Raw genomic sequence first — 23,892 nt, forward strand, 5'->3', positions numbered from 1 at the left:
AAAATATGTTCATGTGCATTTTCGAGGACTCAAATTTTTCACCTTAGGCACGAATATTATTTTTTACTTTGTCTCCAAACTATAAGAAATAAGTTTCTATCATTTATTCATATTTTTTTTACAATATAATCCTCAATATTTCTCTTTTCTGAATTTATATTTATTCCTATTATATATATTTCTTTTTCATTATTTTTACTCATATATTTTTTATAATATTTTTTTTCTTTTATTTGATTTATCGCTTCTTTAGCACTTTTATCTAATTTTATTTCAAATATATATATTTTATCATTATGTTCTAATATTAAATCACTTCTCCCAAGATTTGTTAGTTCTTCTGCTGTTATGTTTAACCTTGCTGATGCTAATATTGTATATATTAATGAGTGATAATAACTTTCTCTTTTTTGATGTAAGTTATACGGTATTGCACTTATTATCCTTTTTATTTCTTCTATTAATTCTTTTATTTCATTTTTTTCTACTAATTCATATATTTCATATATTTTCTCATATGTTTCTTCATTTAGACCATAATTTGCTTCTAATATTAGTTTTGAGAAACTATTTTTTACTTCTAAATTTGGATAGTCTAATATATATTTTTCTGTTATTCCATATTTTTTTATTCCTTTAAATGTTAAGTATCCTGCTTGTGCAAAGAATATATTTGCATTTGCATCTTCTATTTCTCTTGTTGTAAAGTCTAATGAATCTACTGTGTATTTTACTAAATCCTCATATTCTATTTTTCTTCCTTTTACATATTCGTATATAAATGATGGTGATCCACTTTCAAACCAATAATTTTGAAATTTTCTTTCATCAAAGAATCTTAATACTGAGAATGGATTATATACAAAGTGTTCCCCGTCAAATGAGAATCCATTATAATATGTTTTTATTTCTTTTAGTAATTCTTCTTTACTTATTCCTATTTCTTTTGCTGTTTCTTCTATATGTTTTTTAAAATAAAATTCAAGTTCTTTTTGGGTAAAACCCAAAAAATTTGAATAATTTTTATCAAAAGAAATTTTCATTAAATTATTTAAACCCGAATACACACTTTTTAGTGTGTATTCTGTTATTCCTGTTATGAATACAAACTTTATGTATTCATCATTAGATTTTACCGTTACATAGAAATCTCTTAGTATTTCTCTGTATTTTTCTGCTTTTTCTTTGTTATTTATATTATCTAATATTGGCTTTTCATATTCATCTACTAATATCACTACTTTTCCTTTTTTAGATAATTTATATATTAATTCATCAAATGCATATTTATAATGATTACTCTCTATTTTTATTTCATTTTTCATTGCTTCTTTTTTTATTATTTTCAATAATCCTTCTTTTAATTCTTCCTCTGTATTGCTTGTTGTATCCAATAAGCTTATTCTTATTATTGGATATTCTTTAAATTCCCATTTGTCATATATATATGTATTTTTAAATAATTCTTTTTCTCCTTTGAATATGTAATATAATGTCGATATAGTTAAACTCTTTCCAAATCTTCTTGGTCGGGATAGAAAATAATATTTCCCATTATCCATTAAGTTATATATATATTTTGTTTTATCTACATATATGTAATTTCCTTCTATTATTTCCTTATAATCCTGTATTCCTATCGGTAATTTTTTCATCAATTCCACCTCCGATTCAATTATACCATATAAAAATAAAATGAGGCGAAAGCCTCATTTTATTTCAGACTGTTGATAAAATAAAATATGAAAAATAATATAAGAGAATCTTTAAAAATTCCTGAAAAAATTTGAATGAAACCAAACACAGATGCGAGTCTAACTACAATCTCAAATAAGACTTTAGCCGCATTTTTATCTTATAATTTGATTTTAAAAAATTTTTCTTCATCAAATAAATTCCAAATTTTTAAATTTTCAATTGCTTGATAATACCACATCATTTTTCCATTAATCGTTTTTATTCCAAGACTTTCTGCTTCTTTTTGCAATGGTGTATGAAAATAAACTACGTCATATAGTAAACTTAATTTTTTATTTAGTTTAATTGGTAATCTTTCATTGAACATACCTAGAGAAGTTGTATTTATAAATATATCAACATCATTAATTATTGTGTTTATTTTTTCATATTTTTCAATCTTGATTTTTATTTTTTTATCAAACAATTTTTTTAATTCAACTGCTCTTTCATATGTTCTATTTATAAGAATTATTTTGTCAACTCCTATTTTATGTAGACCATATAATATGGCTTTTGTTGCACCGCCTGCACCAAATACTAATATATTTTTATTTAAGTTTTCATTTAATATAGAATTATAAAAACCTACCCAATCAGTATTATAACCAATTCCCTTATGTATAGTATTTATAGCAGATAAGAAGATTGCACTATCAGTAGCTGAATCAAGATATTTGAAAATTCTTTCTTTATAAGGAACGGTTATATTTAAACCATAATAATTATTCAAAATATCTTTTATTTTAAAATCAAAATCGTTAGGATTTATATTAATCCCTTCATAAACAGCATCTATATTTATTTCTTGAAAATATTTGTTAAAAATCCTCTCCGACATACTTAACTTTTTTGGATACTGTACTATTCCAAATCGAAGTATATTCATCACACCTTTACATATTATTTCTTAACAATTCTTCATAAATATTAAAGAGTTTTTCTTTTAATGCATTCAATGTTTTTATTGTTTCCCACACTAATTCAAAATCGATTCCAAAATATGCATGTATTAATTTATCTCTCATTCCTGCCATACTTCTCCATGGAACTTCTGGATATTTTTTACGTATATCCTCTGGAATATTTTTTGCTGCTTCACCTATTATTTCAAATTTTCTAATAACTGCACTGGATGTTTTATCATCCAAAACAAAATCGTCAAATTTTTGACCTTCTATAAAATAATTAATAGATTTGATTGCATCCAATATGTCTTTTATGTACAAAGAATATAACCTGTTCATATATAAATCACTTCTTTTAAAATTATGTCCTTTATTTCTTTTTTTATACCATTTTTTGTTACTAAATCGACTTTTAATTGTAATTTTTTTTCAAGAAAATCATTTAATTCAACAAAATCAAATAAAGTTGCCCCTTTATCAAATTCTACTATAATGTCCACATCACTATCTTTGGTTTCTTCAGCACGCGCATAAGAACCAAAAATCCCTATAATTTCAGCTCTATATTTTTCTTTAATAGTTTTTTTAAATTTTCTCAGTTGTTGTTTTATATTTTCTATTTTTTCCATATTCCCACCCCAAAAAACAAAAAAATTTATTTATTTTATAAGACTATTTTTTATTTATTTAGTTCACTTACTACATTTAATAAATCGCTATATGAGTTTATATATGCTACTTTATTTCTTAATTCCCGAGCATTTTTTAGCCCTTTTGTATAACCAATAAATATTTTTTTAAATCTTCGTATTGCTTTTTCTTCGCCATAATCATTTATCATCATCTCAGTATGTCTTAATATTACTCTTTTTAATTCATCAATATCTGGTTTTTTATTTGAAAATATCCATGGATTTCCTATACTACCTCTTGCAACTACTACAAAATTCACATCATATTCTTCAATTAATACTTTAGCATCGTTATAAGAGTATATATCACCACTTGCACCAAGCGGGATATCACAAATTTTTTTTAAATCTTTAAATCTATTCCAGTTTACTTTGCCAGAATATAATTGCTTTTGTGTCCTGGCGTGAACTATTATATAATCAGCATTATTTTTCTGAACGGTATTTATAATTTTTTCTCCGATATCCTCATCAAATCCCAATCTTACTTTGACTCCAACAGGAATATCAACTGTATTTTTTAATGCTTTTATTATATCTCCTAGTTTGTTTAAGTCTTTTAAAAGAGCTGAACCTGCACCCTTTTTCACTACTTTCTTTACAGGACAACCTGCATTAATATCTATCCAATCACCATAATGTTGAACCATTAAACCTGCTTTTACAAAACTTTCAATATTTGATCCAAATAATTGTATACCTATATTATTTTCATTTTCTTTAGGAAGCATTTGAAAATTCTCTTTTTTATCCCTTACCAAAGCTTCCACACTAATCATCTCTGTAAAGGTAAATTCTGCACCATATTCTCTACATAACTCTCTATAAGCATAATCTGTATAATCAGCCATTGGGGCTAAACCAATCTTGCCATTTAACATATATCTTTCAACCCCAAGTTTGGAACTGCATCTAAACTTAAATTTGAAAATTTATTTCTAATAAATTTTTCATATGCAGCTCTTGCAATCATTAAAGCGTTATCTGTACATAATTCTAATGATGGGAAATAAATATGTAAATTTTTATTTTTTTCTTGTTCGTCTTTTATTTTTTTTCTTAAATAAGAATTGGCTGCAACTCCTCCTGCGATTATAATATCATTTATTTTTAAATCTTTTGAAGCTTTAATAGTTTTATGGATTAAAGTATCTATTAAAGCTTTTTGAAATGAAGCCGCAACATCTTCTATCCTATAATCATTATTTTCTCTAGTAAAATATAATAGTGCTGTTTTTAAACCGCTAAAACTAAAATCATATCCTTTGTGATATAGTGGTTTTGGGAAATCATATATAGCATTTCCTTTTTGAGATAATTTATCTATTTTTGGACCGCCAGGGTATCCTAAATTTAACATTCTTGCCACTTTATCAAAAGCTTCTCCAGCTGCATCGTCCATCGTTTGGCCAACTATTTCAAAGTGCAAATAATCTTTTGCATGTAAAATCATCGTATGACCACCAGATACTAATAATACTAAAAATGGTGGTTTTAATTCTGGAAAAGCTAAAAAGTTTGCATATATATGACCATATAAATGATTAACGCCTATCAAAGGCTTATTTAAATTTAAAGCTAATCCTTTTGCAAAGTTTAAACCAATAAGCAAAGCCCCGACTAATCCGGGGCCATATGTAACTGCAATAGCAGAAATTTCTTCTGGTCTTATTTTTGCTTCTTCAAAAGATTTTTTGGCTAATTGGTTTAAATAGTCTAAATGTTTACGAGAGGCAATTTCAGGTACAACACCTCCAAAAACTTTATGTATATCTATTTGAGAAACTACCAAATGAGATAAAACCTTATTTTTCCCTTTTAGGATAGCGACAGCTGTTTCATCACAAGAACTTTCTATCGAAAAGATAATGGGTTCTTCCATCATGCACTCTCCCGTTCAATCATTATAGGTTCTTTTTTGCCCTTAACTACATCTTTATCAATAATAATTTTTTCAACAACGCCTTTTTTATTTGGGGCCTCAAACATTATATCCAGCATTACATCTTCGAATACACTTTTTAATGCCCTAGCACCAGTGCCTCTATTTAAAGCTTCTTTTGCCAATTCTAGTAACGCATCATCGGTAAATTCTAATTCTATTCCGTCTAATTCCAACATTTTTTGATATTGTTTTAAAATAGCATTTTTAGGTTCTTTTATAATTTTTACTAAATCTTCAGCGCTTAAATCATTTAATGTTGTTACAACAGGGAATCTCCCAACGAATTCCGGAATTAAGCCATAATGTACTAAATCATCTTGAGTTACATTTTTTAATAGTTCCCCTAATTTCATATCATTTTTGCTCTTTACTTCAGAACCAAATCCCATTGTTGTTGTTAAAATCCTTTGTTTGATTATTTCATCTAAACCATCAAATGCACCGCCAGCAATAAATAATATGTTAGATGTATCAACTTTTATAAATTCTTGATATGGATGTTTTCTTCCACCTTGAGGTGGTACGTTGGCAATTGTTCCCTCAACAATTTTCAATAATGCTTGTTGAACACCTTCACCAGAAACATCTCTTGTTATAGATGGATTTGGAGATTTTCTTGTAATCTTATCAATTTCATCTATATATATAATGCCCATTTGTGCTTTTTTAGGGTCAAAATTGGCAGATTGTAATAATCTTAAAATGATATTTTCTACATCTTCACCAACATATCCTGCTTCAGTTAAAGGTGTTGCATCGGCTATTGCAAAAGGAACACCCAAAATCTTAGCTAATACTCTAGCCATCAAAGTTTTACCCGTCCCTGTTGGACCTATCATTAATACATTTGATTTTTCAATTTCCACATCGTCATGTTTATTTCCATAAAATACACGTTTATAATGATTATATACAGCCACAGATAAGGTTTTTTTAGCTTGTTCTTGACCAATTACATATTTATCTAATTCAGCTTTTATTTCAGCTGGAGTAGGTAATTTTTTTTCTTGATCTTTGCTCTTAATATTTTTTTGTTCTAAATCTAAATGTTGTTCCTCAATAAGATCAGAAAATAATTCTATACACTCGTTGCATATATATACGCCTGGACCGGCTATTAATGTCTCTACCTTACTTGCTGGTCTTCCACAAAATGAACAATATTTTTCTTTCATAAAGAAATCCTCCTATTTAATAAGTTTCAATTTATTTTAACACCCTCATATGGACTTTTCAAGACGATATTTTAATAATTTGTTAAATATACTTTTAGATTACAAGTAAAATTAAATTAATAGACTTCCAAAAAATTAAAATCATTCAAACAGCTCGATTGCAAATTTGAGGATTTAGGATTTTCCGTATGAGTAAATATTATTTTTTGAAAATACTTTGTATTTAAATATAGAGTTTGTCAGCAATCTGAGAATTATATTAAAAAATATAAATCAATACATATTTAAAACAAATATATATTTTAATATTTAGAAAATTGAGTTTTTTCGCGAAGCGAAGCATAGGTAACCTTCGAGTGTCCGTTCCTTTTCTACTCTTTGGAGAGTCTATTTTATGGAGTTTTTATTTGTGAAATTTAACAATATATGGTATAATATTATTAATCAAACGCTTGATATATTAATGAAAGGGGTATTAAAATGAATAAATGGTTAATAGCTTTTTTTTTACTGTTTAATATAATCCTTGCATTTCCTATCAAAATTATAACTTTTTCAGGAAATACATTAAGCGGTGATTTGATTTCAATTAATAATTCTCAAGTTTTCTTCAAAACTGATAATAAAATTAACAAAATTCCTATTTCAGAAATTAAAGAATTATCATTTACCGAAAAAGAAAAAGAAAATATGTATTTTTCATTAACCAATGGATATACATTTAAGGGATATTTAAAAGATATCAACAAAAATTATTTTGAATTTGTTTCTAAAAAATCTTTTTATAAAATAAATAAAAATGATATAAAAATCATTGTAATAAGACATAGAGCTACCTCCAACATAATTGCTACTAATTTCGGAAGATTCCATTTCAAACCAATTGAAATAATTTCAGATAAATTATGGAAAGTAGAAACAAAATATGGCATAATATCAATCTCCTCTGCTTTAATACAACCTTCATTTAGACCTGATATCGATAGTTTTAATAAAAATATCTTATATTTAAATAATGGTGATTATTTCTTTTATAATAATTTAACACTACTGGATTCAACTTTCCTATTTAATATTAATGATTTCAATATTCAAATATCAAAAAAAGATATTTTGTTTTTAAAAAATAAATATTTTACTCCAAAAATTATTCATACAAATAAAAAATTCCGCTTAAACATAAATAATAAATATTATTTTGTAGATTCATATGATATTAAAAATAATAAAATTATTTTAAATGATAAAATAATTGAAAATCCAAAAATTAATTTTATTTCTAATTCTTTAGTAAACCTTTATATTTTAAATGATGTTTTTTATAGTGGACTTTCTGTTGATAACAACTCAATATTTATATCTGGATATTCAAAAATCCTTTATGAATTAGACATAGAAAGTGGAATAAAAAATACTTATAAACTTAATAGTTTTTCTTATGATTCACCTGTACTATATAAAAATTATATTATTTTCTCTGGTTTTAGAAATTATCTAATAATGATAGACCGTTCTAACAATAAGATAGAATACACAAATATCAAATCTCCATATTCCAGTGCTTCAATTGTAGATGAAAATAAGTATGTTGTTCATTTATTCTCTAAAAAAACTTACTTATATAATTTTAATGGTAATATGATTAAAGAAATTGATTCAATAACTTCTAAAAGAAGCCCATTAATTAATTATAATAACAAAATAATCGACTTAGATAGATATGGAAATTTAAAAATTTTTGATAAAAATCTAAATCTTCTCATCCAAAAAAATCTTGATGGTAAAACTGATTATTATAATATAGATGAAGACAATAATATTTATATATGTGGTCCAGAAAATAATTTTACTGTAACAGACGAAAATGGAAATATATTAAATACATATAAATTAAACAAAACCCCTTCATCTTTCCCGCTAATAGATAAAAAAACAAAAAATATATATATTGTCGCTAATGATTATTATTTATATGCTTTAAATAATGGAAAAATTTTATGGAAGAAAAAAGTAGGCTATGTACCCGGTGCAGGAGTTTTAACTAAAAATTATATTATATTGAATAATTTAAATCATGATATTTTATTTATTTCTAAAGATGATGGAAAAATAGTTGATAGTTTTCATTTAGGATATTCTTCAATATTAACAATGGATAGCAGAGGTTTTCTTTATAGTGCTTCATCTAATGGTGTAGTTGCTATTTTAGACACAAATGAAGAAGTTATTAATCAATACAAGTTTAATACATTCCATACAGGAAATCCTTTAATATATTAAAGCCATCTTAAATGGATGGCTTTTTTATATTTAAAAAGTTATAAATTTTGATTTTGGTTGATTGTAAATAGCATTATTTATTTTTATCAGCTCCACATAATGAATAATCTTATTATGAAATTTTTTTCAAAGGTGGTATATTAAATTAGAACTTAATATGGAGGTGAAAAAATGTTCAATTTTCATAAAATTGACATTATTCCAGAAGATTATGATTATTTAGATGTTATGGCTGTAGACATATATGGAAAGCTAAAGCATGTAACCTTACCTAAAAGCTACGTTAGTGAAAAAATATTCAAAGAAGGTATAGGATTTGATGCATCCAATTATGGTTTTGCAAAAGTTACAGATTCTGATATGGTTGCCATTCCCGATTTAACAAAAATGTATTTAGAAGAAAATGATAATATGAAAATTATACATGTCTTAGCAGATGTAATAAATCCTTCAACTGGAAGCTTTTTTGATCAATATCCGAGAAGTATAACAAAAGAAACCTTAAATTATATAAAAAAATCAAATATTGCAGATGATGTAAAATTATTGGTTGAATTAGAATTTCATATATTTGATAATGTAAATTATAAAATATCATCTGATGAATCATATTATTATATAGAAAGTTCTGAAGGTTTGGGCGACAATAAAGACTATCCTAAAACAAATGACTCTTCTTATCATTTAAATGAACCATATGATATACATTTTAATTTAAGAAATGAAATTGTAAAAGTATTAGAAAATGCTGGAATACCTGTAAAATACCATCACCATGAGGTTGGTATTGCACAACACGAAATAGAATTAAATTTCACATCTCTTGTTGATACTGCAGATAATGTAACATTAGCTAAATATTTAATAAGAAAAGTGGCAGAAGAATATGGGCTATATGTAACCTTTATGCCAAAACCATTATATAATATGCCAGGCAATGGTATGCACGTTCATCAATATTTAGAAAAAAATGGAAAAAGTTTGTTTGTTGGTGATGAGTTATATAATTTAAGTAAAATAGCATTAAACTATATAGCTGGAATTTTAAATCATAGCTTATCAGGCTCATTATTAGCTTGGTCAAATCCAAGCACAAACTCTTATAAAAGATTAGTTCCTGGATTTGAAGCGCCTATATCTGCATCATTTTCAAAAGGAAGTAGAAGTGCTTCTATAAGAATTCCAGGATATTTAAAAAAATCTGATACAAGAATTGAATTTAGAACAGGAGATGCTACATCAAATGTTTATTTCTTCTTATCATCAATGATTTTAGCTGGACTAACTGGCATAGAAGAAAATTTAAACCCTATTGATTTAGGTTTTCATTCAAAAGGAGAAAATGATAAAGAATTTCCATTAAATTTAAAAGATGTCATATATGGACTTAAAAAAGATAATGAATACTTGAAAACATTCCCAAAACCGTTAATAAATAAGTGGATAGATTTAAAAATAAAAGAAGCTAATATGATTTATTCAATTCCAAATCCAAAAGAATTTGAATTATATTTTGAGTTGTAAACAAATAACCTGCGCAAATGCGCAGGTTATTTTAAAAAAGTAAAAAATTATTTTATCCCCAATAATCTTTCAATTTTTGCTTTATCAAAACCAACTATAGTTTGATTACCTATTTCTATAACAGGAACACCCATTTGTCCTGTTTTTCTTACCATTCTTTCAGCTGCTTTTTGATCTTTTTCTACATTATATTCTTTAAATGGAATCCCTAATTCTTTAAAATATCTTTTTGCCTTTTTACACCATGGACATCTTGATGTTGTATATATTGCTATTTTCACATGAGCCACAACTTTCCCTCCTTATTATATACAATTTGTATATATCCAAAATATTTATGCCATATAATATTTAAAATTACAAGCACTTTTTGTTAAGAATAAAAAAATCTTCCCAAATGGGAAGATTAATCAACATTATATTCTTTTATTGGTATAATTTTATCCAATCTAACAATTTCAATAACCTTTTTCACATTCTCATTTCTTACATTATGCAGTTCCATTGAACCACCTTTTTTCTTATAATTCATGAAGAAATATAAGATTCTTCCTAATCCACTACTATCAATATAATCCAATCCAGACATATCTATAAATATTCTTTTTATACCGTTTTCGGCTAATTCATTTAGTTCATCTCTTAATTCTTCAGAATTATTAATATCAATTCTACCTTGTAAAAAAATTGTTGCACTATTTCCATAGATTTCTTTTTTCATTATATTCCTCCTCTCTACTTTATATCATTATATCATATTTTCTATATTTTTTGAAGCACTAAAAAACTTTTTTCTGGAACTTTTACAGAAATTAAACCGTTATATACATCATATTCTTCATTTTCAATATCATTTATAGAAAAAACTTTTTTCAACTTGCCATTATTTATTTCTGCCATCCATACTGGGATTTTATATTCGACTGAATTTTCATTTATATTTACAATAATTACCAAATTTTCATTTTCATCCCATATACCATATGAAATAAATCCTTTATCCCACTTCAAAAATTCTATAGAACCATTTCTTAATGAAGAATGTTTCTTATAAAATTGTATCATGTTTTTCATAAATCCAAGACGCTTTTGATAGCTCTTATCATTAAGTTTATTCCATGGAAATGTCCTTCTATTATCCGGATCAGTCCAACCTGCTAAACCTATTTCATCTCCATAATATAATCCAGGAGACCCTGGCAACGTAAACATCATTGAATATCCTATTTTGAAAATATTCCAATCTATACCATTTTCAGCATCTTCATGTCCATTAAGATGTGATCTTCCTATCTTTTGGGTAGTTCTAGTTGCCCATCTTGAATGATCATGATTACTTAATTGATTTAAAGAAATATATTTTGAATTTAATGGCAATTGACTCCATGCCCATCTTAAATGATTAATAAACCATTCAGAATTTCCTATCAATTCAGGTTTAAAATCGTCATTATGTTTTTCCATTCCTGTTAAAAAATAACTTATTGGATCCATAGAACCAATATAATTCATAACTCCATCCCAAGAAAGACTTTCTATCCACTCTTTTGGTGATTCATAATCTTCTGCAAAAATAATAGCATCTTTATTTGCTCTTTTAACAATTTTTCTAAAATATCTCCAGAATGTTTTGTTAACAGATTTACTTCTCCCAAGATCTCTAGCAACATCAAGTCTCCAACCGTCTGCATTATAAGGATAGCTGACCCATTTTTTCCCGATTTCAGAAATATATTTCCATACAAGCATTGTTTTATCATAATTTAATTTTGGCAAAGATTTATATCCCCACCATCCTTCATATCCATCTTTATTCCAATAAAAGTATTCGGATTCTGGAATATTTGGATCATTTGCAATACCAGCATTTTCTCCATATATTTTATATTCATTTACCCATTTATGATACGAACCACAATGGTTAAAAACTCCATCCAATATTACTCTAATATTTCTTTTATGAGCTTCTTCTACTAATTTAGCAAATAACTTATCACTCTCAATCAAATTTTTTTCAGATGTTGTTCTAACCTTATACTTTTCATCTATATTATCAACATCTTCAACAATTACTCCTAAATGAGGATCAACATGTTCATAATCTTGTGTATCATACTTATGAGGGCTAGGTGATACAAAAATCGGATTTAAATAGATTACTTCTATACCTAAATCCTGTAAATAATCTAACTTATCAATAATACCTTGTAAATCTCCACCATAAAATTCCTTGTGACCTTTAGTAGGATGCGGCATCTCATCCCATTGCTTTTTCTTTATGGGTTCTCCATCATAAATATATTCCCCATCAACAGGATCATTTGATGGATCACCGTTATAGAATCTATCCGGAAAAATTTGATAATAAACAGCCCCATTAGCCCATTCAGGCACCTCAAAGTCTGGTATTATAACAAAATCTTCAACATGCCTATTTTCAACTATTCCTCTAGAATCATATTTTATAGTTTTATTGTAAGACAAAAATTCTAATTCAAAATGATATCTAATAAATCTTTCTGTTAGTTTTATTTTTGTAGAAAAATACCAAAATAAATCTTTTTCTTTCTGCAATACCATTGGTGTATTTTTATACTTTTTGGAATTTTTTTGAGTCGAAATAAACAAATTCCCAAACACTTCACCATATATTTTAGGAACTCTAATACTAATCTCAATTACATCATTTATTTTAGGATTAGTTGGATTAAAAAAATTTTTACTTTGATCGGAATATATTCCGAATATCATATAATCATCCTCCATAACTTCTTAATTCTTCCAATTCACGAATTATTTCATTTTCTCTATCTGTAATTAAATCTAATTCTTTTTCTAACTTTTCTTTTTCTTTGGTTAACTCCATTAATTTTTGATAATTTTGAGAATATAAATTTATATCTTTATCAATATTTTCTATTTTTAATATTATTTTCTCAAAATCTTTTTCTAACTTCTCTTTCTCTCTTGTTAATGATTTTATTTTATTTTTTATTTTCTTTGCCTCTTCATAATCAACATTAACTTTATTATTCTTTTTCAATTTAAATGAATCATCCATTAATTCTGGCAAAACATTATCAAAACTACTATACTCTTTTAAATTACCATTTTTAATTAAAAATATTCTATCAGATATAGTCTTTATAAGATTTTCATCATGAGAAACCATTATTATTGATCCCTTAAATTCTTTTAATGTTTCTTCAAGTGTTTGCACAGTAAATATATCTAAATGGTTTGTAGGTTCATCTAATATTAACACATTAGGTTTTTGAAGAATTAATTTTGCTAAAGCTAATCTTGTTAATTCCCCACCACTTAAAGCATCGACACTCTTAAAAACAAAATCACCATTAAACCCAAATCTTCCTAAATATTTTCTAACTTCATAATCTTTCCATTCTGGTATTTCTCTCCATATTATCTCCATTACATTTAAACTTTTATTAAGAGAAGATATGACCTGATCAAGATACCCAACTTTAATGTTATATCCCCACTCTATCTTTCCTGAGTTAGGTATTAATCTACCCATCAATAATTTTAATAACGTTGATTTTCCTGAACCATTTTTTCCTAATATTGTTATTTTTTCTTCTTCATTAACTTCAAAATTTATATTTTTCAATAATTTCATAGAATCTGTATATCCAAAAGATAATTTTTCTACTTTTAAAACTTTGTACCCTGTTCTCTTGGGTTCAGGAATTTTAATCTTAATAACTTGCTCTTCAACTAAAGAATCTATAGACTCATACTCTTTTATTAATTTATTTCTTAATGTTTCCCTAAACTTTGCCTGCTTCATCATCTTTTCTGTTCCCCATTTTCTGAAACGTTCAATCATAGAATTTAATCTTTCTATTTCCTTCTCTAAATTCTTTTTTCTACTCGAAATATTAAGTAACATGTTTTTCCTTAATTGAAGATATTGTTCATATTTCCCTTTAAAATCCCATATTTTAAAGTTGTTTATCTCCCAAAATCTATTTGCTAATTCTTTGAGAAATTTTCTATCATGAGATACAAAAATCAATGCCCCTTTATAATTTTTTAAATAATTAATTAACCAATTTATAGAGTAAATATCTAAATGATTTGTAGGTTCATCGAGGATTAAAAGATTATAATCACCTGCCAAAACCCTTCCTAAAGCAAGCCTTGTTAATTCTCCACCACTTAACGAATTAATTTTTCTATCCCAATCTTTTTCTTCGAATCCCATTCCTTTTAATACTGATCTTATAATTTTATTTTTAATCTCATCGTTTATACTTTTTTCTATTTCTTTCTTTACATAATCATATAATGTTAAGTTTAATTCATCCGCTCTAAATTGCTTCATATAACCTATTTTAGCCTTATTAGTTATTGTAACCTTTCCTTCCAAAGGTTCAATTTCTCCGTTAATCACTTTTAATAATGTTGTTTTACCAGAGCCATTTGATCCTATTAATGCTATTCTGTCATTCTCGTAAACAGATAAATTGACATCATAAAAGATGTCTTGGGTTCCAAAATTATGAGAAACATTATCTATATTAACCAGCATATAATTCACTCCAAATTATTAAATCTCAGATGTAATTATAACATTAAAATCTTAAATTTAAAAACCCCAAGAAAATACTTATTATTTTTTACAGGCAACCATGACGGATCGAATTTAAAAAAATCCTGTAATTTTACTATCTTAATGTATCCTCCACCTTCTATTGGCCCTGTATGATATATAAGATATTTTTCGTTATTATATATTACAAATACCATTAAATGATAAGGATATTCAGGATCCTCCGGATGAAAAAAAGCGAGAATATCTCCAGATTTTGCTTTATTTATGTCTTTTGTAACAAAATCTAAGTTATATTCAATTAAATATCTTGCAGTGACATATGAAGAAAAATCTTCATTTATATTATTTGTATCAAATACTCCCGATTTTTTTCTAAAAATCCTAACTCCTAAATATGGAATATCTGGGTAATTATACCTTAAATCTTCGAAAATAGGACCATCATATTGATTTTCTAAAATCCATTTTGCATCATGCTTTTTTAATGTTTCTTTATATGCATATTTTACAAATCCCGAACAATCTCTATAATTTTCTGGTAAGTTATTTTTTAAGGCAGTATTTATAATGATATTGGTAAACCAACTCCTAAATATTTTGCTTTCTTCTTCATTAAATTCAAGAGAATCTTCAAAACCATTTAAATTTTTATCTATAGGAATATATTCTTTTTTACAACTAATAAATAAAAAAAGTATAAAAATAATTATAACAGACATTTTTCTCATTTTAAAATCCCAATTCCTTTATATATATTTCTTGATATTGATAATTCATAGTATAAAAATTGGTTAAATAATAATGATATAATTCATGGATAAGAGTTTTTCTAAAAATATTTAGTCGTTTTAATATGCTAAATGGTTCAGTAATTATAATATTTTCTTCTGGTTCATAAATAGCCGCTTTTGAATATGGCTGATTTGTTAATAAATTATATTCATATAACGTATCTGCCTCTATAATTATCACTTCAAATTTCTTGTCAAAAGTATAATCTAAATCTATATTATTTGGATAAATATGGATTTTATACCCAAATCCAAATAAATTAATTATCATAAACATGAATATTAAAAATTTTCGAACTTCCATATACACCACTCCAATACATTGAATACCCTACAGTATGTAGAAGCATATAATTACCTACAGCCGTTGGTTTCCAGTAATACTCAAAAATTCCTTTATTAAATCCATTAGAAAAAAATGAAATTTTATTTTTATTTATTTGATAAGCACTATACCAGTAATTCCATTCATTATACCAATTATAATAAAATTTATATGAAGGCTTAATTGTGTTTTCTTTATATGAAATCAAAATCTGTGAAGCGCCTATAATCGGATCTTCAAATATTAAATAAGCTGGTATTTTAGAAGTGAATTTTATTCTTGTTTTTAAAATATCTGAGATAGATATTTTATGATCTCCAGTTTTAAACAAAATTTTAAATTTTCCAAAGCTCATTAAAGGTAATGAGTTTCCTTCAAATTTAACTACTCCATAATATGTATTTTCACTCAACAATCTTGAAGCACTTATAGGTAATATATATTCTAAATTTTCATTATTATTTAATTTATACATAGCATTACCGAATAAATAATTTTCTCCATTTAGCACATCTATATAATGAATATTTTCATTTAATTCAATAATTTTATTATCCATAATAAGTTGATTGTTTTTTAATATTATTATATTGCCATTATATATTGCAAAATCTGTTATATTTTCATCAATTTTAGAATTGGATATAGCTTCAAACAATCCTTTTGATGTGTGAATGTATATTTTATTTTTAAAAGCTCTTAAAGAATATGGGCGACCATAATTTTTATTATCAATCTTTAATTCACCTTTATATACTTCAAAATATTTATTATATATTTGAAATTTCTCATCTTTACCTTTATACAACCATATGTATTCATCTTCTCTCTTTTCTACTACATTTATAGGTAATATACTTATATTTTCAGGAATATAATTTCTATTTAGTGGCATAAAAACATCTACCAAATATTTATTTTTTTCTTGAGTTACAAACATCGGATAATTTTTATATAATGTTTTTTCTATTTTTATGCCTTTATCAACATTTTCTTTATTTATAACTTCTTTTTCTATCACTTTTAAATTATCAAACTTAAAATTTGAAAAGTCTAATAAAGCAATGGTAGCTCTCGCTTTATCTTTTGTAGAATACCATTTGTTTAATAACAAATATTTTAATACTTTAAAGGATAATTCTTTTTCACCTTTTTCTGATAATAATTTTAATAACCATGCATTGATTTCAATTGGGCTTATAAAATAATTATTATCATTATATTCTAAATATGCAATGTTATTAATAGTCTTTATTTTTTTCTTTAAATTTTCTAAAGCATTATTATCATAAAATGAAAGAAATAATAGATCAAAAGTATTTTCTGGTTTTATATTAATTTCCACACCATATAATTTTAAAACATACCATACGTAACCCTTATATTTTGAATTCAATAAATTTTCTTTTAAATAATTCAACCCATTTTCAATAATATTTTTATCTATATTATCAATATAGTGAAATAATTCTAAAACATATGCTGTTAAATATGGATTTGATTTATCATTTGGCCACCATCCCCAACCACCATCATCATTTTGATATTTGTATAATCTAAATATATTATCTTGAATATTTTTATATCCGTTCAAAACTGCAGGAAAAATAGAAGACACACTTTGTTCTGTACAATTATATGGATATTTTAATAATTCATCAATATTATTTTTTATCAACGTATTTACTTCAAAAATGTTACCTTCATTACTTTGAACAATTTCTTTCTCTTGTCTTTTTAAAATATTATCATATACATTAAAATAGAGCTTCACTATATCTTTTTTAAAGTCGAATAAAATCGAGTATTTTCCTTCTTCACTTGTTTTGAGTTTTAATTTAACAGATTTACTTGAATTATGTGGAATTTCAATAATTCCAGATTTTGGTGAAATATATAAATCGCTATCAATATTATAATTGATTTTTATATCATCTTTAGTATTATTATATACAATTACCGGGAATTCAAAAGAATCTCCCTTAATAGCAAATTTTGGCAAAATTGGTCTTATATAAAAATCTTTTGTAGATATATAACTTTTTGTTTTAGTCCCTACACTATTTTTTGAAACACCATTGACTGTTATTCTAAATTTGGTTATAGAATCAGGATTTTTAAATGTAATCTTTGCATAACCATTTTTTGTTTTTACAGAAGGTAACCATAATGCAGTATCCGGAAAAACTTCCCTTGTATTGCTTTTTTGAGAATTAACGGCTTTAGTAGAGGCTAAAGCATTTTTTGATATAGGTAATGTTGCTCTAATATTATAAAAAAAGTATTTATCTGATGTATCTATAATAATTTCAGGACTATATAGCTTTGGATATAATGTTTTTTCAAAATCAAAGTTATCTTCTGATAAAGCAAATATAGCTTCATCTACAGCAGAAATAGAAAATTCAGCATCTTCATTAGAATGAATCTCTAATTCAACAAGATCTTTAGGTTTATAAGTATCCTTTGATAATTTAATTGAAAATCTAAGATTTCTGTTTTGGTTTAAATTTATTCTCTTTATTTTTTTAATAATTTTATGATTATCCATATAAAAAGCTACAATGAATAAATTATTTTCTAATATCTGTTTTGGAATTTTCAATATATTTCCTTCATCATATAAAAGTCTTCCACATAAATAAGCATAACCATTGAAATTTATAAGTTGTATAACATTATTTTTTATCGCATATTTAATATCTTTTTCTTCTTGATAATATTTAGAAGTATATGTATATACATAAGTATAAGAATCTTTATATGAAAGCTTTATTTTATAAGACCCTTCCTTGGTAAGTACAATCGGAAGAGAAAAGTTCTTTTCAAAAGATTTTATAGAAGATTTAATAACATTGCTCGATTCATCGAAGATCTCTACTTTTATATCACCAGAAGCTGGATTATTATTAATATCTGTAACTGTTCCATAAATAGTAAATTTATTATTTAATTTACTCTGATAATAATAATCATTAGTTTTAATTAAATACTTTCCATTATATACTTTTACTGATATTTCATCTTCCATCTGTCTTTGACTCTCATCAGTAGATACTATCTGTAGAACATAATATCCATTATCCTGTGATTTAACTTTAATCTGAAGATGTATTTCTCCATTATCATTGGTGAAGGAAACTCCATGATATACCATATTTTGGTTATTAGAATTCAATGAATAAAATCTTACATAATACGCAACTTGTGCATTTTTTACGGGACTTTCATTATAATATTTTAATTTTATTTTGAAGTGTATAACCTCATTGGAAAAATAATAATCTTTATCCGCACTTAAAAAAGTTTTGTATTCTGGTTTTATATAGTTTTGAAGATAAAAACCATGATATTCTTCTTCACCATTATAAGATACAATTAAAGAATAATATCCTATAGGCAATTCAGTATTTAACTTGTAATCTAGTGACGCACCTCCAAATTCATCGGTGTTTATTTCTTTATTAAATAATTCCAAATTATCTGGCCCTTTTAATTTTATAGTAACCTTTTCATTTTTAGCTGGTGAATATATATTTTCTTTTTCATTGAAAAGATAGATTTTTACATGCAAAATATCTCCGGGCTTATAAATAGGTTTGTCAGTAATAATAACAATTCTATTATCTGTATATATTTTATATTGATTATAGAACTCTTTTATAGCATACGAATCATTTTTATTAACTATTATTTTCTTTAAATTATATATTTTTACATTAATCTCTGATGTATTTTTATATTGCAATGTTTTATTACTTTTATCTATTAAAAACACATCAGCCGTAGATAAATTTCCATTTTTTAAGTTAACAACCTTCAACTTTAAATTTTTTCCATCATAAATAGATATAAAATCTACATTTCTTACTATAATAATATTATAATATGTAGTTTCCTTCCCCTTTAATTCAAATAAATATACTCCTTCTTTTTTTATTTTTTCATAATATTTATTATTTTTAAGTTTGATATTTTTAGAATATAAAAAACTTTTATCTAAATCCTTAATTCTTTTTTTCTGAACAAATATTTCCATAGGATTTATTATTTTATACACTTTCATTTCTATAATGTTTTCATTATATCCATGGATCACAGTATTTTCTCCAGGATATAATTGCTTATTTTCCATATATACATAAGAAAAAATATTAATAATAGCTATCAAAAATATTATTATTAAAAAAATTCTTTTCATATAATCACCTTAATTTACTTTTATATTCATACATTCTTTTGTCTGCAATTTCTAATAATTTATCTATATCTTCTGAATCATCAGGATAAATTGCATAACCATAACTAAAATTCACTTTTAAATTTATTTCATTATATTTGAAAGTATTTTCAAATTTTTTCTGTATTTTATCAATAATAATATGAATGCCTTTTTCATCAGTATTAGGAAGAGCTAAAACAAACTCATCTCCACCAATTCTACCAAATAAATCACTTTCTCTTATAGATGATTTAATATTATTTGTAAAAAACTTTAACACTTCATCACCAATTAAATGCCCATATGTATCGTTTACTTGTTTAAACTTATCGATGTCAAAATATATTATTGAAGTACTTTGTTTATACCTTTTTGATAATTTTAATATTTCCTTTATTTTATACATAAAGGCTTGTCTATTATATACGCCTGTTAAGAAATCATATTCTGCAGCTTGTTTTAATTTTTCCTCTAACTTGATCTTATATAACAAAAATTCTAAATTACTTTTTATAATCTTTGCAAAATTTAATTCCATTTCTTCAAATGAATAATTGAAAGTATCTAAAGTAATTTCACCATATAATTGATTATCCACAATTAATGGTATCAATATAGTTTCTTTTATTTCGTTTGTTTTACCATATTTACTTAAAATTTTTTCCATTTTATCATTTAATTTATTATGTCTTTTAAGATCATATATAACATAAGGTTCATAATTATTTAGTATTTCTGGATTAAACCAAACTTTTTTTAATTTCTCAAGATCATAACCATAAACAGCTATATATTCAAATAATCCTTTATTATTTTTTAATAAAAAAGAGCCTGCTTCTGCATGAGGAACTATATTAACTAATTTTTCAAGTATTGTATTATATAGATCATCTGAAGTTGAGTTTGATAAAACGTAATTTGTAAGTTTTAAAAGTTCGGTAGAAAATACAGCTGAATTTTTTAATAATTCCATATATTTCAATTCTTCTGTAACATCAATTCCTGAACTTATTGTATAATTTATCTTTCCTTCAGAATCTCTTATATAAGCATTATGCCAAGAAATCACATGTTTTTTATTTTCTTTGTCTATCACTTCATTTTCATAAAATTCAGTACCTTTCATTTCACCATTCATTATTTTAATAAAAACTTCTTTCACCTGATCTCTAATTTCTTGAGGTATAAAATTTTCAAACCAATTTATGCCTATAGCTTCTTTTTTATTAATTTTCAAAATTTCACAAGCTTTTTTATTGATATCATAAATATTTCCTTCTCTATCCAAAACTACATTTATCGTTTGAGATAGTTCAAAATATTGTTTAAACTTTTCTTTTTCTAATTCGATATTTTTTTCAAGTTTTTTTCTTTCAGTTAAATCATAATCTATTTCTTGAATTATAAAATCTCCATTTTCGAGCGGTATTGGAGACAAATAAGCTTCTACCCATAATATTTCATTATTCTTAGAGATATATTTTTTCTCAAATATTTCAAAAAAACGTCCTCTTTCAAGAGCATTTCTTATTTTTCTTATAATTTCTTCATCAGATTCATCAAGATGTTTTTTATATGAAATACCAATCATTTCATCAACAGACTTATAACCCAACATTTCTGCTGCTTTTTTATTAGCTTTTATTAGCTTTAAATTTTTATCCCAATAAAATATTGCATTTTCCGATTTTTCAAAAATATTTTTTAAAATTACGTTATCCATATTTTTCCTCCGAAATTTTTAAAATTATTACATTTAAGAAATTCTTTATATATAGATTATATCATAAAAAATAAAAACGAGCACAAAATGCTCGTTTTTATTTTGATTTCTTATTATGCCATTTCCAAAGCTATTTTCATCATATTTGTAAATGACTTCATTCTTTCTTCGCTTGTTGTAGCTTTCATAGTTACCAATGAATCAGAAACAGTTAATAAACATGCTGCATTTTTCCCTGTAACTTTTGCATTAGCAAATAATGCGAATGATTCCATTTCAACAGCAATACATCCATATTTATCTCTAATCTTTTTGTAATCATCAAAATTTTGTCTATAAAACACATCTGAACTGTGAATTCTGCCTTTGTGAATAGGAATATTTAATTGATTAGCAGCATTTTTCAATCTTTTATTTAATTCAAATGATGGTTTTAATATTTCATCTTCAATACCTGCCATAACCTTAGCATATGTAGATTCGCTATATGATTCTTCTACTAAAATAACATCATACAAATCTATTTCTTCAGAATAAGCACCGCATGATCCAACTCTTATAATATTTTGAACATCGTAAAATTTGAATAATTCATATGAGTATATTCCAATACTTGGCATTCCCATACCGCTTCCCATAACACTTATTTTTTTCCCTTTATATGTACCGGTATAACCAAACATATTTCTTACTTTATTAAATAAAACTGGATTTTCTAAAAAATTTTCAGCAATAAACTTTGCTCTTAATGGGTCTCCCGGCATAATAACAGTTTCTGCAATAACTCCTTTTTTATCAACTTCAATATGTGGTGTTGGTATCACATCAATTCCTCCCTTAATAAAATTTATTTTTACCATAATATTATACACTTTTTTAATTAAGAAGAAAATTCAAAAATAAAAAAATATGATAAAATATAGAAAATCATATAAAAGAGGTGTTGATATTGCTAAAATTATTTTTTATGTTCTTTAAAATATCCGCATTAGCTCTTGGCGGTGGATATGCTATGATTCCTGTAATGTTAAAAAATCTAACTTCTGCAAATCTATTAACAGAAGAAGAATTTAAAAATATTTTATCAATTGCCCAAGCTATGCCTGGCCCTATTGCCTTTAAAGTGTCCTGGTTAATTGGAAAAAAAATTAACGGAATAAAAGGTTCAATAATAACCTCATTAGGAATATTAATCCCTCCATTTTTCAGTATAGTTTTAGTTGCATCAATATTAAAAAAATATGCCAATAATAATTTTGTCCTGGCTTTTACAAAAGGAGCTTATGCTTCTTTGATAGGAATGGTTGCTGGAATTCTATATGATTTTATAAAAACTACTAAAACTAATATTTATGATATATTTATAATAATACTTTCTACTTTAATAATGTTTATATATCCTAAATATACAGTTATAGTATTTTTCTCTTCAATAATCTTATTTTATTTTTTAGAAAAAGGATATGGTAAAAATGCTTAAAATGATATTATTGTTTTTTCAAATTGGATTTATTTCTTTCGGTGGAGGATGGGCCTCATTAGGAATAATTAAACAGTTGATTTTAGAAAATAAATTATTAAATGAAAAAGCTCTACAACAAGCGATTTCTATATCTCAAATGACTCCTGGTCCTGTTGCTGTAAATCTAGCAACATATATTGGATATTTAAAATGCGGTTTATTAGGAGCAACATTAAACACTATCTTCTTAGTTATCCCTGCAATAATATATTATTATATCGCAAAATGGCTTTTATTGAAACTCAATCTGAATAGAAAAAACGTTATGCAATCTTTAAGATTAGGAACTATAATTCTTATTTCTATGACATTCTTGTCAGTTTTAAAACCTGTTTTAATTATAAAAGATTTTGGAAGTATTATTATAGCTATATACGCATTAATACTATTTACAAAAACAAAATTAGATCCTATTTATATAATATTGAGTTCTGCAATAATAGGAATGATACTTTTTTCTATTATATAA

Annotated in this window: 20 protein-coding genes; 4 read left to right on the plus strand and 16 right to left on the minus strand. The window is 25.1% G+C overall.

Annotated features, from left to right (window positions below):
- Positions 1-107: 107 nt before the first annotated feature.
- The 7 genes from ACZ5CK_RS07870 to clpX form a co-directional block, all read right to left on the minus strand.
- Entirely contained in the window at positions 108-1,655 is a 1,548-nt protein-coding gene (locus tag ACZ5CK_RS07870; protein WP_464581274.1) for an ATP-binding protein, read from the minus strand.
- Between the two features lie 200 nt (positions 1,656-1,855).
- Positions 1,856-2,626 (minus strand): shikimate dehydrogenase family protein, encoded by a 771-nt coding sequence (locus tag ACZ5CK_RS07875; RefSeq protein WP_464581275.1) that lies wholly within the window; start codon positions 2,624-2,626, stop codon positions 1,856-1,858.
- Between the two features lie 7 nt (positions 2,627-2,633).
- A complete protein-coding gene (locus ACZ5CK_RS07880; protein WP_464581276.1) occupies positions 2,634-2,984 on the minus strand; it encodes a HepT-like ribonuclease domain-containing protein in 351 nt (116 codons plus the stop codon).
- The gene (locus ACZ5CK_RS07885) at positions 2,981-3,274 is read right to left on the minus strand and encodes a nucleotidyltransferase family protein (protein WP_464581277.1); all 294 of its coding nucleotides are present in this window, start codon (positions 3,272-3,274) and stop codon (positions 2,981-2,983) included. Before ACZ5CK_RS07885 ends, ACZ5CK_RS07880 begins: the two co-directional genes overlap by 4 nt.
- Positions 3,275-3,324: 50 nt before the next feature.
- On the minus strand, positions 3,325-4,218 hold the full coding sequence (locus ACZ5CK_RS07890) for a tRNA dihydrouridine synthase (RefSeq protein ID WP_464581278.1): 894 nt from the start codon (positions 4,216-4,218) through the stop codon (positions 3,325-3,327).
- Positions 4,212-5,219 carry a tRNA (adenosine(37)-N6)-threonylcarbamoyltransferase complex transferase subunit TsaD gene (tsaD, locus tag ACZ5CK_RS07895; RefSeq protein ID WP_464581279.1) on the minus strand — a complete coding sequence of 336 codons (1,008 nt, stop codon included), beginning with the start codon at positions 5,217-5,219 and terminating at the stop codon, positions 4,212-4,214. Before tsaD ends, ACZ5CK_RS07890 begins: the two co-directional genes overlap by 7 nt.
- Entirely contained in the window at positions 5,219-6,457 is a 1,239-nt protein-coding gene (gene clpX / locus ACZ5CK_RS07900; protein ID WP_464581280.1) for an ATP-dependent Clp protease ATP-binding subunit ClpX, read from the minus strand. The genes tsaD and clpX overlap by 1 nt, the downstream gene beginning before the upstream one ends.
- 480 nt (positions 6,458-6,937) lie before the next feature.
- Between clpX and ACZ5CK_RS07905 the strand changes: the two genes are divergently transcribed.
- Positions 6,938-8,737, plus strand: a complete 1,800-nt coding sequence (locus tag ACZ5CK_RS07905) for a hypothetical protein (RefSeq protein WP_464581281.1) — start codon at positions 6,938-6,940, stop codon at positions 8,735-8,737.
- 171 nt (positions 8,738-8,908) lie between these two features.
- Positions 8,909-10,261: a glutamine synthetase beta-grasp domain-containing protein gene (locus tag ACZ5CK_RS07910; protein ID WP_464581282.1), complete on the plus strand. Its 1,353-nt coding sequence runs from the start codon at positions 8,909-8,911 to the stop codon at positions 10,259-10,261.
- Positions 10,262-10,308: 47 nt separating this feature from the next.
- Here ACZ5CK_RS07910 and ACZ5CK_RS07915 read toward each other — a convergent pair whose 3' ends face one another.
- The 9 genes from ACZ5CK_RS07915 to deoD form a co-directional block, all read right to left on the minus strand.
- Complete coding sequence (locus ACZ5CK_RS07915; RefSeq protein WP_464581283.1) at positions 10,309-10,551, minus strand: glutaredoxin family protein; 243 nt, start codon at positions 10,549-10,551, stop codon at positions 10,309-10,311.
- A 116-nt stretch (positions 10,552-10,667) separates the two neighbouring features.
- Entirely contained in the window at positions 10,668-10,982 is a 315-nt protein-coding gene (locus ACZ5CK_RS07920; protein WP_464581284.1) for an STAS domain-containing protein, read from the minus strand.
- Positions 10,983-11,023: 41 nt separating this feature from the next.
- The gene (locus ACZ5CK_RS07925; RefSeq protein WP_464581285.1) at positions 11,024-13,012 is read right to left on the minus strand and encodes a glycoside hydrolase family 13 protein; all 1,989 of its coding nucleotides are present in this window, start codon (positions 13,010-13,012) and stop codon (positions 11,024-11,026) included.
- 4 nt (positions 13,013-13,016) lie between these two features.
- Positions 13,017-14,816, minus strand: coding sequence for a ribosomal protection-like ABC-F family protein (gene abc-f / locus ACZ5CK_RS07930; RefSeq protein WP_464581286.1), 1,800 nt, complete (start codon positions 14,814-14,816; stop codon positions 13,017-13,019).
- A gap of 35 nt (positions 14,817-14,851) precedes the next feature.
- Positions 14,852-15,568 carry a DUF1175 family protein gene (locus tag ACZ5CK_RS07935; RefSeq protein ID WP_464581287.1) on the minus strand — a complete coding sequence of 239 codons (717 nt, stop codon included), beginning with the start codon at positions 15,566-15,568 and terminating at the stop codon, positions 14,852-14,854.
- A 1-nt stretch (position 15,569) separates the two neighbouring features.
- A complete protein-coding gene (locus ACZ5CK_RS07940) occupies positions 15,570-15,935 on the minus strand; it encodes a hypothetical protein (RefSeq protein WP_464581288.1) in 366 nt (121 codons plus the stop codon).
- Positions 15,892-20,157 (minus strand): MG2 domain-containing protein, encoded by a 4,266-nt coding sequence (locus ACZ5CK_RS07945; RefSeq protein WP_464581289.1) that lies wholly within the window; start codon positions 20,155-20,157, stop codon positions 15,892-15,894. Before ACZ5CK_RS07945 ends, ACZ5CK_RS07940 begins: the two co-directional genes overlap by 44 nt.
- A gap of 4 nt (positions 20,158-20,161) precedes the next feature.
- A complete protein-coding gene (locus ACZ5CK_RS07950; RefSeq protein WP_464581290.1) occupies positions 20,162-21,901 on the minus strand; it encodes a sensor domain-containing diguanylate cyclase in 1,740 nt (579 codons plus the stop codon).
- A 113-nt stretch (positions 21,902-22,014) separates the two neighbouring features.
- Positions 22,015-22,722 carry a purine-nucleoside phosphorylase gene (gene deoD, locus ACZ5CK_RS07955; RefSeq protein ID WP_464582980.1) on the minus strand — a complete coding sequence of 236 codons (708 nt, stop codon included), beginning with the start codon at positions 22,720-22,722 and terminating at the stop codon, positions 22,015-22,017.
- Between the two features lie 128 nt (positions 22,723-22,850).
- On the opposite strand from deoD, the gene ACZ5CK_RS07960 reads away from it, so the two are divergent.
- Both ACZ5CK_RS07960 and ACZ5CK_RS07965 read left to right on the plus strand, forming a co-directional pair.
- Positions 22,851-23,381 carry a chromate transporter gene (locus ACZ5CK_RS07960; protein WP_464581291.1) on the plus strand — a complete coding sequence of 177 codons (531 nt, stop codon included), beginning with the start codon at positions 22,851-22,853 and terminating at the stop codon, positions 23,379-23,381.
- Positions 23,374-23,892 carry a chromate transporter gene (locus ACZ5CK_RS07965; RefSeq protein ID WP_464581292.1) on the plus strand — a complete coding sequence of 173 codons (519 nt, stop codon included), beginning with the start codon at positions 23,374-23,376 and terminating at the stop codon, positions 23,890-23,892. The genes ACZ5CK_RS07960 and ACZ5CK_RS07965 overlap by 8 nt, the downstream gene beginning before the upstream one ends.

It is taken from the genome of Marinitoga okinawensis (assembly GCF_055387075.1).

Excerpts from the sequence above, each read along its gene's own strand:
- ACZ5CK_RS07870 (WP_464581274.1), bottom strand. The coding sequence starts at position 1,655 with ATGAAAAAATTACCGATAGGAATACAGGATTATAAGGAAATAATAGAA.
- ACZ5CK_RS07875 (WP_464581275.1), bottom strand. The coding sequence starts at position 2,626 with ATGAATATACTTCGATTTGGAATAGTACAGTATCCAAAAAAGTTAAGT.
- ACZ5CK_RS07880 (WP_464581276.1), bottom strand. The coding sequence starts at position 2,984 with ATGAACAGGTTATATTCTTTGTACATAAAAGACATATTGGATGCAATC.
- ACZ5CK_RS07885 (WP_464581277.1), bottom strand. The coding sequence starts at position 3,274 with ATGGAAAAAATAGAAAATATAAAACAACAACTGAGAAAATTTAAAAAA.
- ACZ5CK_RS07890 (WP_464581278.1), bottom strand. The coding sequence starts at position 4,218 with ATGTTAAATGGCAAGATTGGTTTAGCCCCAATGGCTGATTATACAGAT.
- tsaD (WP_464581279.1), bottom strand. The coding sequence starts at position 5,219 with ATGGAAGAACCCATTATCTTTTCGATAGAAAGTTCTTGTGATGAAACA.
- clpX (WP_464581280.1), bottom strand. The coding sequence starts at position 6,457 with ATGAAAGAAAAATATTGTTCATTTTGTGGAAGACCAGCAAGTAAGGTA.
- ACZ5CK_RS07905 (WP_464581281.1), top strand. The coding sequence starts at position 6,938 with ATGAATAAATGGTTAATAGCTTTTTTTTTACTGTTTAATATAATCCTT.
- ACZ5CK_RS07910 (WP_464581282.1), top strand. The coding sequence starts at position 8,909 with ATGTTCAATTTTCATAAAATTGACATTATTCCAGAAGATTATGATTAT.
- ACZ5CK_RS07920 (WP_464581284.1), bottom strand. The coding sequence starts at position 10,982 with ATGAAAAAAGAAATCTATGGAAATAGTGCAACAATTTTTTTACAAGGT.
- ACZ5CK_RS07925 (WP_464581285.1), bottom strand. The coding sequence starts at position 13,012 with ATGATATTCGGAATATATTCCGATCAAAGTAAAAATTTTTTTAATCCA.
- abc-f (WP_464581286.1), bottom strand. The coding sequence starts at position 14,816 with ATGCTGGTTAATATAGATAATGTTTCTCATAATTTTGGAACCCAAGAC.
- ACZ5CK_RS07935 (WP_464581287.1), bottom strand. The coding sequence starts at position 15,568 with ATGAGAAAAATGTCTGTTATAATTATTTTTATACTTTTTTTATTTATT.
- ACZ5CK_RS07940 (WP_464581288.1), bottom strand. The coding sequence starts at position 15,935 with ATGGAAGTTCGAAAATTTTTAATATTCATGTTTATGATAATTAATTTA.
- ACZ5CK_RS07945 (WP_464581289.1), bottom strand. The coding sequence starts at position 20,157 with ATGAAAAGAATTTTTTTAATAATAATATTTTTGATAGCTATTATTAAT.
- ACZ5CK_RS07950 (WP_464581290.1), bottom strand. The coding sequence starts at position 21,901 with ATGGATAACGTAATTTTAAAAAATATTTTTGAAAAATCGGAAAATGCA.
- ACZ5CK_RS07965 (WP_464581292.1), top strand. The coding sequence starts at position 23,374 with ATGCTTAAAATGATATTATTGTTTTTTCAAATTGGATTTATTTCTTTC.